General features: G+C 74.3%; 14 protein-coding genes. 6 read left to right on the forward strand and 8 right to left on the reverse strand.

The window, feature by feature from the left end:
* Together HF577_RS37725 and HF577_RS33090 are read left to right on the forward strand one after the other, a co-directional pair.
* Positions 1–199 (forward strand): cytochrome P450 (locus tag HF577_RS37725; RefSeq protein ID WP_407692267.1); only part of this gene is annotated, 199 nt, incomplete at its 5' end.
* A 62-nt stretch (positions 200–261) separates the two neighbouring features.
* Positions 262–861, forward strand: coding sequence for a hypothetical protein (locus HF577_RS33090; protein WP_169399936.1), 600 nt, complete (start codon positions 262–264; stop codon positions 859–861).
* 27 nt (positions 862–888) lie between these two features.
* On the opposite strand, the gene HF577_RS33095 is transcribed toward HF577_RS33090, so the two are convergent.
* A complete protein-coding gene (locus HF577_RS33095) occupies positions 889–1,785 on the reverse strand; it encodes a LysR family transcriptional regulator (protein WP_169399937.1) in 897 nt (298 codons plus the stop codon).
* Between the two features lie 70 nt (positions 1,786–1,855).
* Between HF577_RS33095 and HF577_RS33100 the strand changes: the two genes are divergently transcribed.
* Positions 1,856–2,743 carry a dihydrodipicolinate synthase family protein gene (locus tag HF577_RS33100; protein ID WP_169399938.1) on the forward strand — a complete coding sequence of 296 codons (888 nt, stop codon included), beginning with the start codon at positions 1,856–1,858 and terminating at the stop codon, positions 2,741–2,743.
* Between the two features lie 9 nt (positions 2,744–2,752).
* On the opposite strand, the gene HF577_RS33105 is transcribed toward HF577_RS33100, so the two are convergent.
* The 3 genes from HF577_RS33105 to HF577_RS33115 are packed head-to-tail and all read right to left on the reverse strand — an operon-like array spanning position 2,753 to position 4,284.
* Positions 2,753–3,532 (reverse strand): alpha/beta fold hydrolase, encoded by a 780-nt coding sequence (locus tag HF577_RS33105; RefSeq protein ID WP_169399939.1) that lies wholly within the window; start codon positions 3,530–3,532, stop codon positions 2,753–2,755.
* Positions 3,533–3,541: 9 nt separating this feature from the next.
* The gene (locus HF577_RS33110; protein ID WP_169399940.1) at positions 3,542–3,889 is read right to left on the reverse strand and encodes an MmcQ/YjbR family DNA-binding protein; all 348 of its coding nucleotides are present in this window, start codon (positions 3,887–3,889) and stop codon (positions 3,542–3,544) included.
* Positions 3,886–4,284 (reverse strand): VOC family protein, encoded by a 399-nt coding sequence (locus HF577_RS33115; RefSeq protein WP_169399941.1) that lies wholly within the window; start codon positions 4,282–4,284, stop codon positions 3,886–3,888. The genes HF577_RS33110 and HF577_RS33115 overlap by 4 nt, the downstream gene beginning before the upstream one ends.
* A 108-nt stretch (positions 4,285–4,392) precedes the next feature.
* Between HF577_RS33115 and HF577_RS33120 the strand changes: the two genes are divergently transcribed.
* A complete protein-coding gene (locus tag HF577_RS33120) occupies positions 4,393–6,834 on the forward strand; it encodes a SpoIIE family protein phosphatase (protein ID WP_169399942.1) in 2,442 nt (813 codons plus the stop codon).
* On the forward strand, positions 6,831–7,487 hold the full coding sequence (locus tag HF577_RS33125) for a nucleoside/nucleotide kinase family protein (protein WP_169399943.1): 657 nt from the start codon (positions 6,831–6,833) through the stop codon (positions 7,485–7,487). The genes HF577_RS33120 and HF577_RS33125 overlap by 4 nt, the downstream gene beginning before the upstream one ends.
* 91 nt (positions 7,488–7,578) lie before the next feature.
* On the opposite strand, the gene HF577_RS33130 is transcribed toward HF577_RS33125, so the two are convergent.
* The 4 genes from HF577_RS33130 to HF577_RS33145 form a co-directional block, all read right to left on the reverse strand.
* Complete coding sequence (locus HF577_RS33130) at positions 7,579–8,733, reverse strand: DUF3500 domain-containing protein (protein WP_169399944.1); 1,155 nt, start codon at positions 8,731–8,733, stop codon at positions 7,579–7,581.
* 65 nt (positions 8,734–8,798) lie between these two features.
* Positions 8,799–9,035: a hypothetical protein gene (locus HF577_RS33135; RefSeq protein WP_169399945.1), complete on the reverse strand. Its 237-nt coding sequence runs from the start codon at positions 9,033–9,035 to the stop codon at positions 8,799–8,801.
* Positions 9,036–9,226: 191 nt separating this feature from the next.
* Positions 9,227–11,707: a transglycosylase domain-containing protein gene (locus tag HF577_RS39465; RefSeq protein WP_281359926.1), complete on the reverse strand. Its 2,481-nt coding sequence runs from the start codon at positions 11,705–11,707 to the stop codon at positions 9,227–9,229.
* A gap of 135 nt (positions 11,708–11,842) precedes the next feature.
* A complete protein-coding gene (locus HF577_RS33145; protein WP_312859543.1) occupies positions 11,843–12,829 on the reverse strand; it encodes an LLM class flavin-dependent oxidoreductase in 987 nt (328 codons plus the stop codon).
* 124 nt (positions 12,830–12,953) lie between these two features.
* Between HF577_RS33145 and HF577_RS33150 the strand changes: the two genes are divergently transcribed.
* The coding region (locus HF577_RS33150; protein WP_169399935.1) for a hypothetical protein at positions 12,954–13,392 on the forward strand (439 nt) is incomplete at its 3' end.

Here is a 13,392-nt window from a genome sequence, read left to right on the forward strand (position 1 = left end):
CCCCAACCCCCACATCGCCTTCGGCCGCGGCCCGCACCACTGCCTCGGCGCCGCACTGGCCCGCGTGGAGATCCGGGCCGCGCTGCGCGCCCTCGCCGCGCAGCTGCCCGGGCTGCGCCTGCACGGACCGGTGGAGGAGATCCCGTGGATCCACGGCTTCGTCGACTCCGGACCGGCAGCCCTGCCCGTCACCTGGTGACCCGCCCCGTGACCAGTGAGCCGGCCACGGCGTCGACCGGTGACCCGCGCGGCCGTACAGGGGTGACAGCTCTCGCCCGACGCGCTGTGCGGTTCGAGGCGGGGAGCTGGCGCAGCCTCGCCCGCTGGCTGCTGCGCCGTCCGGACCTCGCGCCGGGGGACACGCCCTTCCCCTACCGCGGCCCGCTGCTGGCGCCGATGCTGGTGATGACCGGCCTCTCGGTTCTGGAGGTCGTCGCACTGGACCTGCTGCTCCCGTGGCCCGGGCTGCGGCTCGTGCTGCTCGTCGTCGGAGTCTGGGGAACGATCATGATGCTGGGGATGCTGGCCGCCGTCACCGTCCACCCCCATGCTGCCGGACCGTCAGGCCTCCGGATCCGGCACGGGACGAGCCTCGACGTGCACATCGGTTGGGACGCGGTCGCCGGCGTCCGGCACGTCCGCCGCAGCCGTCCCGGGTCCCGGTCCGTGCAGACCGACGGCGGCCAGCTGTTCGTCCTGGTCGGCGGGCAGACCGCCGTCGAGATCGAGCTGGCCCGGCCCGTCATCGTCGCCCTGCCGGGGGACCGTTCCGCGGAGGTCACGACGGTGTGCCTCTACGCGGACGACTCCCGGGGCCTGGTCTCCGCCGTGCGTGCGTCCCTCCGATCTTCGGAGCCGTAATGCTGCCGGGACGGGCCGCACGCAGCACTACGGCTCCGAACTGCGGCGGCGGGTCACGATCTGCAGGAACGCCGCTATCGCCGGGTGGGTGCCCGAGCCCCGGCGGCAGGCGCCCAGCGTGCTGCGCTTGATCGGAACCGGCGTGAGCACCACGCCCGGAGCGGGCTCCGCGGCCGCCAGCTGCGGGACGAGCGCCACTCCGCATCCGACCCCGACCAGGGCCAGCACCGTCGAGAAGTCGTCGACGACGTGGCGCACGTGCGGGCGGAACCCGGCGCCCTCGCAGGCCCGGAGGGTCATCGTGCCGCAGCGGGTGGCGGTGGGTGCCACGATCCACGGCGCGTCACGCCATTGGCCGAGCGGGTCGTCCTCTCCGGGCAGCGGGACGAGGTCGCGGGGCGCGGCGACGAACATCCGCTCGTCGAAGAGGTGCGTCGTGTCCAGACCCGGCTCGGGCGGATCCGCGACGAAGTCGTAGCTGTGGACCAGCGCGACGTCGAGCTCGCCGCTGCGCAGCGCACCCGCAACCGCCGCCGGGTCGATCTCCCGCACGGACGGTTCGAGACGGGGATGGCGATCCGCGAGTGCGGCGATCGCGGGAGGGATGACGGTCCGCGCGGCGGAGGGGAACACCCCGATCCGCAGCGGTCCGCTCAGCCCGTCGCGCATCGAGGCGAGTGCGGCCGATGCCTGCTCCAGCCGCTCCAGCACGACCTCCGTGTGCTCGACGAGGGCCAGGGCGGCGGGGGTCAGCACGACCCGTCGCCCCGAGCGCTCCAGCAGCCGGACACCGGCTTCCCGCTCCAGGCTGCTGAGCTGCTGCGACACCGCGGAGGGCGTGTAGGAAAGAGCGGCTGCGACGGCGGCGATCGTGTGGCGATGGGCCAGCTCGCGCAGAAGCCGGAGGCGGCGGACGTCGAGCATCAGCTGAGCTTAGGGTTTGCGCCGGAAACGCGAACACGACGTGACGGGTTCTGCTCGCGAGGATGGGCCCATGGATCTCCGCGGCCTGTTCGTCCCGCTGGTCACCCCGTTCACCTCCGACGACGACGTCGCCACCGCGGCGCTGGAACGCCTGGCCCTCGACGTCCTGCAGTGCGGCGAGGACGGGATCGTTGCGCTCGGCACCACGGGAGAGGCTGCCTCCCTGGACGACGCCGAGCGCCGCACGGTGGTGGAGGTCTGTGCGGCGGTGTGCCGCAGCGCGGGGGCGCCGTTGATCGTCGGGGCGGGCACGACCGACACCCGTGGCAGTGCCGCCGCACTCGGCAAGCTGGTGGAGTGGCCCGAGGTCGCTGCGGCGCTCGTACCCGTCCCGCCGTTCATCCGGCCCACCGAAGCGGGTGTCGTCGCGCACTTCGCGGAGCTCGTCCGGACGAGCCCGGTGCCGCTCGTCGTCTACAACGTCCCCTGTCGCACCGGCCGGCCGCTGTCGGCCGCCACGCTGCGCGAACTGGCCTCCCTGCCGGGGGTCACCGGGGTCAAGCAGGCGGTCGGCTCGGTGGACGCCGACACGGTGGCACTGCTCGCCGACCCGCCGCCGGGGTTCGCCGTGCTGGCAGGTGACGACGTGGTGGCGGCCCCGCTGCTGGCGATGGGGGCGGCCGGTGGGGTGCTCGCGTCGGCGCACCTGTGCACCACGCGGTTCGTGGACATGGTCGCGGCGTGGAGGGCGGGGGATGCGGTCGCCGGGCGCAAGGGTGCAACGCTGGCCGACCTGTCCGCGGCGCTGTTCGCGGAGCCCAACCCGACCGTGCTCAAGGCCGTGCTCCACGCCACCGGGCGGATTCCCACCCCCGCGGTCCGGTTGCCGCTCCTGCCTGCCCACCCGGACGCCGTGGCCGGCGCGCTCGCCCGGCTGGCGCGGCTGACGGCCGGCTGAGCGTTGGGCCTACGTCGCCACGGTGCCGAGGAACGTCACCACGGTCTGCTCCGTGACGTCGGGTCGTTCCAGGTGGGGGGCGTGGCCGCAGTCGAGCACCAGCAGCTCGACCGGCCCGCCGGCCGCGTCCCGCACCGCCTCGACGTGGGCGACGGTGCCGTACGGGTCGGCCGTGCCCTGGACCGCGAGCACGGGGCAGGTGATCGCGGACAGCTCGGGCCGGATGTCCCAGTCGCGGAACGCGTCGTCGAGCCACACGTCGTTCCAGTTCCAGAACGTGGCGTCGGGGTCGCGGTGGTGGCGGGCCATGCGGGTGCGCAGGTCGCCCTCGGTGTAGGCGCGCCGGGCCTGCTCGACCCCGCCGTGGCCGGCGTCCTCCACGAACGCATGCGGCGCCAGCACGACCAGCCCGGCGACGTCACCCGGGGCCGCGGCGGCCCGCAGCAGCGCGATCGACGCGCCGTCGCTGTGCCCGACCAGCACCGGGCGCTCGAGCCCGAGCGCGGAGCACAGCGCCGGGACGACGGTGGCGGCCTCGTCGTGCATGAACCGCGGCGTCCGCTTCTCCCGGGGCAGGTCGGAGTACCCGTGACCGAAGCGCGAGTAGGCCACCGCCCGGCGTCCGGTGGCGGCCGCGACGCGCTGGTGGAAGCCGCGCCACAGCCCCACGGACCCGAGACCTTCGTGGAGGAACAGCAGGGGTGCGAGCTCGCCGCGGGCGGAGCCGGCCGGCACGTCGTCGTACTCGATCCGTCCACCGGGAAGCTCGACGGTCGGGAGATCCGGCACCCGCCGACCCTAGAGCAGCGCCGTGAGCTTCTTCGGGGCGACGGCCCGGTAGGCGTCGAGGACGGTCTCGCCGATCTCGGGCCAGTCCACGTCGTCGACGTCGAGGTAGACCCCCAGCCAGCCCCGGCCACCCACGTAGGGCGGCCGGAAGAAGCGGGTGGGGGCCGTGGCGACGAACGCCTCCTGCGCGCCCGGTGGTGCCGCGCACCAGAACGCGACCCGGTCGTCGTGGTGCCGGTCGGCGTACATCACGAACGTCTTGCGGACGAACCACGTCGGCTCGCCGTGGCTGACCTTCTCGGTCACCTCGGGCAGCGCCAGGCACAGCGCCCGCAGGCGCGCGAGCGGATCGGTCACCCCTGGTCCGCGGGCTTGACCACCGGCCGGTAGCTGCCCATCGTCCAGATGTTCCCCTCGGGGTCGAGCACCGCGAACTCGCGGGAGCCGTAGGGCTGGTCGACGAGCTCCTGCACCACCTCGGCTCCCGCGGCGACGGCCCGCTCGTGCTGCGCGTCCACGGCGTCGGCCCCGTCGGCCACGAGGTAGAGCACCGCGCGGCCGGTGTCGAACCGATCACTCCGGCCGGCCCGCGTGCCGAGCAGGACGACGCCGTCGCCGAAGCTCAGCTCCGCGTGGGCGACGGTGCCGTCGTCGGTGGTGTACATCTGCTGCTGCACGAGGCCCAGTGCGCTCGTCAGGAACGCGATCGCGGCACGCGGGTCGTCGTAACGAAGAGTGGGATGAATGCTCATGAAGCGGACAGTAGGGCCGGTCCGGGCTGCGTGGCTTGAACGAATGGGAACCGTTCGTCCCGGTCACGGGCGTGGAACGGGGCCAGCGCGGCACCTACCCTGAGAGCCGTGCCCGACGACCTGTTCGCCGAGCTGGTCGGACTACTCCCCGTCGGCGTCTTCGCCCTCGACGACGACGGCCGCGTCGTGCTCTGGAACGCCGCCGCCGAGCGGCTCACCGGCCGCCCGAGCAACGACACGGTGGGGCGCCACGTCCTCGGCAACGGCGCATCCGGGCCGGCGGAGCCCGAACCTGCGGCGGCCGTGTTCGGCTCCTCCACCGTCGCCGGGATCCTCGAGGACCTCCGCGCCGGGCGCCCGTTCAGCCGACGGCTCCCGGCCACGGCCGACCGCCCCTGGCCGCTGTACGTCCGCGTCGTCCCCGGGCCCCGCGACACCGTGCTGGGCGTACTGCAGGACGTCGGCGACAAGGACGCGGCGGACGAGGCGTTCGGGTTGCTCGACGCCCTGTGGGAGACCGCCCCCGTCGGGCTCGCGTACTTCGACGCCGAGCTGCGGTACCGGCGGGTCAACGGGGCCGTCTTCGACATGGACGGCGGCAGCCCCGACGAGCGGCTGGGCCGGACGCTGGAGGAGGTGCACGGGGCCGTCGGCGCCGCGATCGCCGAGGATCTGCGGGCGGTGCTCAGTGACGGGAGGTCCCGCACCGACGTCCTGGTACAGGGACGGCTGTGGCACGGGCGGGGTCCGTTCCAGGAGTGGCGGACGCACTACCACCCGGTGCGCGGGCCCGACGGCGCGGTCGTCGGGGCCGGTGTGGTGCTCGTGGAGGTCACCGGGGCCGAACAGACCCGTAAGGCGCTGGCCCAGGCCGCTGCGCAGCGCGAGCATGCGCTCAACCGGTACCAGAGCCTGGTGGAGGCCACGAGCGCCGCGGTGTGGATCCGGGAGGCCGACGGCCGGGCCGTGCGTGACGCCCCCGGCCTTCGCGCGATCACCGGGCAGAGTGCCGAGGAGCATCGCGGGTGGGGCTTCCTCGACGCCGTCCATCCGGTGCACCGGGCCGAGTTCGCGGCGTCCTGGCGGGCCGCTGCCACCGCCGACCCCGCGGCCGTGTTCGTCCGCTCCTACCGGCTGCGCACCGCCGAAGGGGGCTACCGCTGGTTCCGCACGCGAGCCGTCCCCGTCCACTCCGGCGGCCGGGTGGTGGAGTGGGTGGGCACCGAGACCGACATCGACGTCAACATGCGCGCCCGCGAGCGGCTGGCCGTGCTGGCCGAGGCCACGCACGCGATGAACGCCGCACTCGACCCGGAGGGCGAGCTGGTGGCGCTGGCCGAGTCGGTGGTCCCGCAGTTCGCCGACCTGTGCCGGGTGTTCCTCCTCGACCCGGACCCGCTGTCCCGGGTGTGGAGCTCGCCCGCCGCGTCCGGCTCGCCCGGCGAACGCCGGCTCACGGGACGGCGGTCGGTCACGCGGAGGGCGCCGGGGATCCCCACGATGCCCGGGAGCCACGAGAGGTTCGTGTTCTCCGGCGACCACCCCGTGGCCCGCAGCGCTCGCGGCACCGCACCCCTGCTGATCCACGTGCCCGACACGACGGCGTCGGCGTGGCAACCCCCGCCGGACCAGGCCGGGTGGGCGGCCGAGACCGGGGCCCACTCGATGCTGGTGGCGCCGGTGCTGTCGGGCGGTGCCGTCGTGGCGGCCCTGCTGCTCATCGCGTGCGCCGACCGGGCGCCCTACACCGAGGACGACCTCGCTCTCGTCCGCGAGCTCGCCACCCGGGCGTCGGTGGCCGTGGAGAACGCGGTGGCCTTCCAGCAGAGCCGTGAGGTGTCACTGGCGCTGCAGAACGCGATGCTCACCGAACCCCCGTGTTTTCCGGGCGTGGAGATCGAGGCCCGCTACCGGCCGGCCGCGGCGCAGCTCCACGTGGGCGGCGACTGGTACGACGCCTTCGCGCTGCCCTCGGGGGACCTGGCCGTGGGAGTCGGCGACGTCGAGGGCCACGACCTGCCCGCGGCGGCCACCATGGGCCAGCTGCGCAGCATGCTCCGAGGGCTTGCGCACGACAGCGAGGCCGCGCCGTCGGTGGTGCTGGGCAAGCTCGACCGGGTGCTGTCCGGCCTCGACGTCACGCGGTTCACCACGCTCGTCTACGGCAGACTCACCCCGACCGAAGGCGGCGCGGTGTTCCGCTGGTCCAACGCGGGGCACCCCGCGCCGATCCTGGTGGGCCCGGACGGGGAGCCGCAGCTGCTCACCGGCCGCGTCGACGTCGTACTGGGGGTCGAGCCGGCCGCACCCAGGCACGACCGGGAGGCCCGGATCCCGCCGGGCTCGACGCTGCTGCTCTACACCGACGGGCTGTTCGAACGCCGCCGCGACCACGGCGACACGGCGGGAGCGGCGCTCCTTGAACTCGTACGCCAGGCCGTCCCCCTGCCGCTCCCCGCGTTCTGCGACCGCCTCGTGCAGGCCGGCATCGCCGACACGGGCGACGACATCGTGGTGCTGGCGCTGCGTGTCGCGGCGGAACCCGGATGACCCTCGACGATCTCGTCCGGCGGGCCGCAGCACTGGCTGCCGGGCCGCAGCGCGCGATCCTGGGCATCACCGGCAGCCCCGGTGCGGGCAAGTCCACACTGGTGGCGGCGCTGCTGGCACGCCTGGGTGACCACGCCGTCGCACACGTCCCGATGGACGGGTTCCACCTCGCCGACGTGGCGCTGGAAGCCCTCGGCCGCCGCGACGCCAAGGGCGCCCCGGACACCTTCGACGTCGGCGGCTACGTCGCGCTGCTGCGCCGGTTGCGGGCCGCGGACGACGACCCGGCAGAGGACGTGGTCTACGCACCCGCGTTCGAGCGCGATCTCGAGCAGCCACTGGCCGGAGCCATCGCCGTGCCCAGGAGCGCCCGGCTGGTGCTCACCGAGGGCAACTACCTCCTGCTCGACCGCGGTCGATGGGCGCAGGTGCGCCCCGCGCTCGACGAGGTGTGGTTCTGCGACCCGCGTCCCGACGTCCGGCTGGCGCAGCTGACCGCCCGCCACGTCGCGTTCGGGAAGCCGCCGGCCCATGCCAGGGCCTGGGTGGCGGCGGTCGACGAGCCCAACGCCGCGCTCGTGGAGGCGACCAGGGCCCGGGCCGACGTGGTCGTCCCCGCCACGCTGCTGGAGTCGCTCCCGGCCGTCGGCTGACCGCGGCGACCCCGGCCCCAGTTGCAGCAAAGCCACGTTGCGGCAACGAGGTTGCGTGAAAGTGGCTTTGCTGCAACTCGCGGGGGAGGGGTCAGCGGTGGTGCGCCGCCCGGTGCGCGGCGAGCACGTCGAGCCCGAAGTCGGCCTCCGGGTCGCGCCACACCGCGTGCGCGTGGTTGACGTTGCGCTGCGTGTTGTCCCATTCGGCCAGCAGCCGGGGGCCCTGCAGCCGGTAGTAGTGCGGCTCACCGGCCACCGTGGAGCCCGCCCAGGCGAGGTGGACGGCGTCGAGCGCTGCGGGGTCGCGGTAGCGCTCGAACGGCGAGACCTCGTCGGGGACGCGGCCGAGGTAGGTGCTCAGCAGGCGCAGCAGCAGCTCGCGCTGCGCGGCGTCGAGCTCCGAGGCGGGTACGCCCTTCGGGGTGCCGGTGAGCGCCAGCGTGCGGTGGTCGGCCCGGTCGAGGCCGGTGGCGGCGGCGGCCCGGTCGCTCTGCGCCTGCAGCCTCTGCTGCTCCCCGGGGTCGGGGAGCGGGTTGCCGAAGACGCCGGCCAGCGGGATGACCTCGTCGCCGTCGGCGATCCGGGACCGGTTGCCCCCGACGATGTCGGACGGCGCCCGGGGCAGCAGGACGGCCCGTTCGGCGAGCTCGGGCCGCAGCGAGCGGACGATCTCGCGGGCCAGGTCCTCCGCGGCTCCGAGCGGGCGCAGCTGGGCGTCGCCGAGCAGCGGGGAGGTGGCCGGGTCGGCGCCGAGGAAGCACGGTGTGGTCGCGGCGACGCGGCCGTCGACGACGAGGTTGTTGAGTGAGACGTGGTGGCCCCCGAAGCGCCACCCCCAGGGAGCTGCTCCGCCCGGTTCCCCGAACACCCGCAGGTAGTACAGGCCCGGGTCGCGCCCGCGCTCACGCCCGAACGACACGGTGAAGTCCTCGGTGTGGTCGAGCACGTTCTCCATGCCTATCACGGTGGCCACCGTGACGTAGCCCGGCGTGGACAGCCCCGTGCCGACCAGCCGCATGGCCAGCCGCTGCTGGGCGGGGCGCTGCTGGTGGATGGTGAGTCCGCCGTGGTCGGTCGGCGTGTAGAACCAGCGGAGCCGGTCTTCCTCGGACGGGTCGTCCCCGCCCGGCGCGGGTCCCGTGCCCACCCCGCGCTGCTGCGCGTCCAGGGAGTCCAGCCACGCGTTCGCCGCCTCGGCCATCCGGTCCGCGACCTGCCGGGTCGCCTCGCTCGCTGCCAGCACCATCTCGCGACGGTACGACGCCAGGGCCCCGGCCGCCGGGCCCGTGTGATCATCGCGGCGGCCCTGAATCAGACGAACGGTGAGGGGCCGCCGAATCCGCGGGGCCGCCCGGGCCGGATGTCACACCGGACGCCGGCCGGGTCGAGCCCGGTGAGGTCGGCGATGAGCGATCGCACCGCCGCGTCGGCGTCGGGCATCGCCGACACCGTGGTGGACGCCTCGATCTCCGGCACGTACAGCACGACACCACGCTCGGAGAGCCAGGTCAGCACCTGGAACGTGCGCTCGCCCACCCCCGCGGCCACACATGACAGCCTAGGGGGTGTCCCGTGGATCTTGGTTGAAGAGAGCGGTGATCCAGGTGGTTCCTGGCGGCGCCGCTGGATCGCCCTCATACCGGGCGTATTCGGGCGGTTCGGCGGTGTCGCCAGGGGCCGCCTGGGTGCGGCTATCGCGATTGAAGATCCGCGGGACACCCCCTGGAGCCGACGGGGCGTCAGCCACAGTCGGTGACCGAGCAGTCCGGCGTGGGGGTGGGCGTGTCGGGTTCGGCCTGCCGGAACATCGGGGCCCTGGTGGTCGGGCTCGCCCCGTCGGGCGAGGCGGCGCGCTGGTCCTGGTCCTCGGGCTCCGGATCGCCACCGCCGAGTACGCCGCGGCGGGGCGTGGTCGCCCGGTCGTCCTCGGCCGGGTCGGGGGCACCGGAGGGCGCCGCGGGATCGCCCGCCGCAGGCCCGGTGGTGGGTATGGGGGTGGCGGTGGCCGTCGAGGTCGGGGTGGCCGAGACCCGGGCACCGGACCCGGCATCGGAGGGCGCCTCGCCGATGGGGCGGAACGGGGCGAACTGCTCGACCGGCTCGTCGTCCACCGCCTGGGCCATGAACTGGTGCCACACCTCGCCCGGCAGGCCGGCCCCGTCGATCGGGGTGCCCCGCGCGGTCCGGATGGGCGAGTTCATGTCCGTCCCCATCCAGACCACCGAGGCGAGCGACGGGGTGAAGCCGGCCATCCACGCGTCGTTGTTCTGGCCCTCGAACCGCGACTGCACCGTGCCCGTCTTCGCGGCCACCGGGCGCCCGCCCGGAAGGGCGAGGTCGTCGTGGGAGGCGACGTCCAGCATCGACTCGGTGACGTTGCGCGCCACCCGCTCCGGGAACCGCCGCTCTCCTTCGGTGTCGGCCTGGTAGAGCACCCGGTCGTCGACGGTGACGACGGACGTGACGAGGTGCGGCTGGTGCCAGACCCCACCGGCCGCGATCGTCGCGTACGCCGAGGCCAGCTCGAGCGGGCTGACCTCCTTGTTCCCCAGCGCGATGCCCTCGTTCGGGTCGTCGAGGGGCGCGGTGATGCCGGCCGACCGGGCGGCGGCCGCGACGGCTTCGGGACCGACCTGCTTGGCCAGGGTGTTGAACACGACGTTGTTCGAGACCGTCATCGCCTGCTTGAGATCGCACTGTTCGCAGTCGGCGCCCTCGGCGTTGCGCAGCCCCGGCACCTCGGCCCCGTCGAAGGTCTCGCCCAGCCCGACCGGCGGGTCCTCCTGCAGGCCCGCGAGCACCACGAACGGCTTGAACGTCGAGCCGGCGAGCCGCCGTACCCGCGTGTAGTCCAGGCCGAGGCCGTTGTCGCCGCCGTAGTAGGCGAGGACCCCGCCGGTCTCCGGGTCGATGGCCACCATGGCGCTGCGCAGGTTGACCGGCTGGCCCTCGAGCGCGTCGTGGGCGGCCGCGACCGCCTGCTGCTGGCGCCGGGAGTCGATCGTCGTCGTGATCCGCAGGCCTTCCTGGGCGAGGTCCTCCTCGGAGATCCCCAGCTCCTGGAGCTCGGCGGTGACGGCGGCGACGATGTGCCCGCTGCTGTTGGCCGGGCGCCCGCCCGATGACGTCTTCCGGGGCGCGGTGTGCGGGAACTGCGCGGCCTGGCGCGTGGCCTGGTCGAGCCAGCCCTGGGCGACCATGCCGTCGAGCACGAAGTTCCAGCGCTCCACGGAGTGGCCCGGGTTGATGGCGGGGTCCCAGCGTGACGGCGACTGGATCACCGCGGCCAGCAGCGCCCCTTCGGCGGGCGTCAGGTCCTGCACGTTCTTGCCGAAGTAGGACTGCGCCGCCGACTGGATGCCGTACGCCCCGCGTCCGAAGTAGATCGTGTTGAGGTAGTCGGAGAGGATCTGGTCCTTGCTGCGCTCCTGGGAGATCTTGAGCGCCAGGATGATCTCCTTGTACTTGCGCCAGAGCGTCTGCTCGTCTCCCACCAGCGCTTTCTTGACGAACTGCTGGGTGATCGTAGAGCCACCCCCGGAGCCGCCGCGTAGCTGGTTGCGGACGGCACGCAGGATCCCCATGACGTCGAAGCCGGGGTTGGAGTAGAAGCTCCGGTCCTCCGCGGCGAGCACCGCGTGGCGGACGTGCAGCGGGACCTGGTCGATCGGCACCTTGGTCCGGTTGCCCTCCTCGGGCACGAGGCGCGTGAGCTGGTCGCCGTCGGCGAACGACACCGTGGCCACCTGGTTGTTCACCGCGTCGTCCGGGTTCGGCACCGTGAAGACCAGGTATCCGACCGCGAACGCGAGCACCGGGCCGAGCACCGCGGCGGCGGCCGTCCCGACCAGCGCGAACATGACTCGACGCCGCCGGAGCGCCTTCTTCTTCTCGTCCGGGTTGCCGGCACCGGGGGCGCGTCGCTCCTGGCCCTGTCCGTCGACGGCGGGCAGGACGTCGGTGGGCCCGGGGACGTCCTGCGCATCGAGGACGCGGCGGTGGCCGAGCTCCTCCGGGGCCGCGACCCGGCCCCGTGGCGGCTGCGGCCGGCCAGGGCCCGTGGGTGCGGCGGCACGGGAGCGTTGGACGGGCGGGCCGGGCCGGCGTTCGATCGGGCCGGGGGAGCGGTGGGGCCGTGACGTACCTGGTCCGCCCACCAACCGTCCGAGGTCCTTCCACTTGCTGCCGTCGCGCTCGTCTGCGGCGGCCGTGGGGTTCAACGGAGCACCCGACGCGGCGGTGCGGCAGCGTCACCGATGCCACCCGAATGGGTGACCCCGACAGGACGGCGACGCCGCGGACCGGCACCCGGGGTGACGGCGCCCGGCCTCGGCGATCAGCGGAGGCGGGCGGACTCAGACCCGGGCGGCCGCCACCGCCGCCGCGAGCAGCTCGTACGAGCGGAGGCGATCGGCACCGTCGTGGGTGCTGGTGACGACCATCAGCTCGTCCACCCCGGTGCGCTCGACGAGCTCGTGGACGCCGTCGCGCACCGTGTCGGGGGACCCGATGATCTGGCCGGCCAGCCGGTCGTCGACGAACGCCCGCTCCTCCTCGGTGTAGGGGTACTCGCTCGCCTCCTCCGGGGTCGGGACCGCGCTCGGGTGCCCGAGGCGCAGCCGCAGGAACTGCAGCGCGCTCGGCAGGGCGAGCCGCCGGGCCTCCGCGTCCGTCCCGGCGGCCAGCACCGACGCGGCGATCATGGAGTACGGCTGCTCCAGGGTGGGGGAGGGCCGGAACGTCTCGCGGTACAGCGCCAGCGCCGGGAGCGTGTTCGCCGCGCTGAAGTGGTGGGCGAACGCGAACGGCAGCCCCAGCAGCCCGGCCAGCTGGGCGCTGTAGCCGCTGGAGCCGAGCAGCCATATCACCGGCTGCTGACCGTGGGCCGGCACGGCCACGACCGGGCCCTCGCCGCGGAAGTACGACGCCAGCTCCGTGAGCTCCTGGGGGAAGTCGTCGGCACCGAGCTGGGCGGCTCCCCGGCGCAGTGCGCGTGCGGTGCGCTGGTCGGTGCCGGGTGCCCGCCCGATGCCGAGGTCGATGCGTCCGGGATGCAGGGCGTCGAGCGTGCCGAACTGCTCGGCGATGACGAGCGGCTGGTGGTTGGGCAGCATCACCCCGCCGGACCCGACGCGGATCCGCGAGGTGGCCCCGGCGAGGTGGGCGATCAGCACTGCGGGCGAGGAGCTCGCGATCCCCGGCATCCCGTGGTGCTCGGCCACCCAGTAGCGCTGGAAGCCCAGCTCCTCGACGCGGCGGATCAGCGCGGTGCTGTGCCTCAACGCGACGGTGGCCGTCGAACCGGAGCCGATGGGGACGAGGTCGAGTACGGAGAGAGGCACCACCCGCAATGCAACCGCGGCGCGCGTGCCGTTCTTCCCCGTCGCGCACCGCCATCCGGCGCAACGCGGGCAGAGCCAGGTGGGTGGACCGACGCTGCTCCGCCCCGCCGGGGCAGGGTGAGGTATGCGCGCCGCCTCCGACTCGGACGACACCGGCCCACTCGAGATCGACCCGCTCGGTTCCGTGCTCGCAGGTCTGCTGCGCATGCCGGGGATGCGGGTGGCGCACGTGGTGGACGCCCGGCGCGGGGTGGTCGCGGCCGCGGTCGGCGCCGCCACGCCGGACGACGGCACCGCACTCGTGCAGCTCGCCCGGGCGGTGCTGCCCTTCGCGGCGGGGCCGGACGCCCTCGACGACGTGGTCCTCTTCAGCCGGGACTCGGTGCACGTGCTGCGGGAGAGCGAGGAGCCGGGGACCGTCCTGCACGTGTGCCTCGACCGCCGGCACGGGGACCTCGACGCCGCCCGCCGGGCCCTGCGCGTGGCGGGGCTGCAGCAGGCCGTGCCGGCGAGCCAGGACGCCGTGCCGGTCGCACAGTCCCCTCCGCCGCCCCCGTCCCGGC

Source organism: Pseudonocardia xinjiangensis, assembly GCF_012911925.1.
Taxonomy (GTDB): Bacteria; Actinomycetota; Actinomycetes; order Mycobacteriales; family Pseudonocardiaceae; genus Pseudonocardia; species Pseudonocardia xinjiangensis.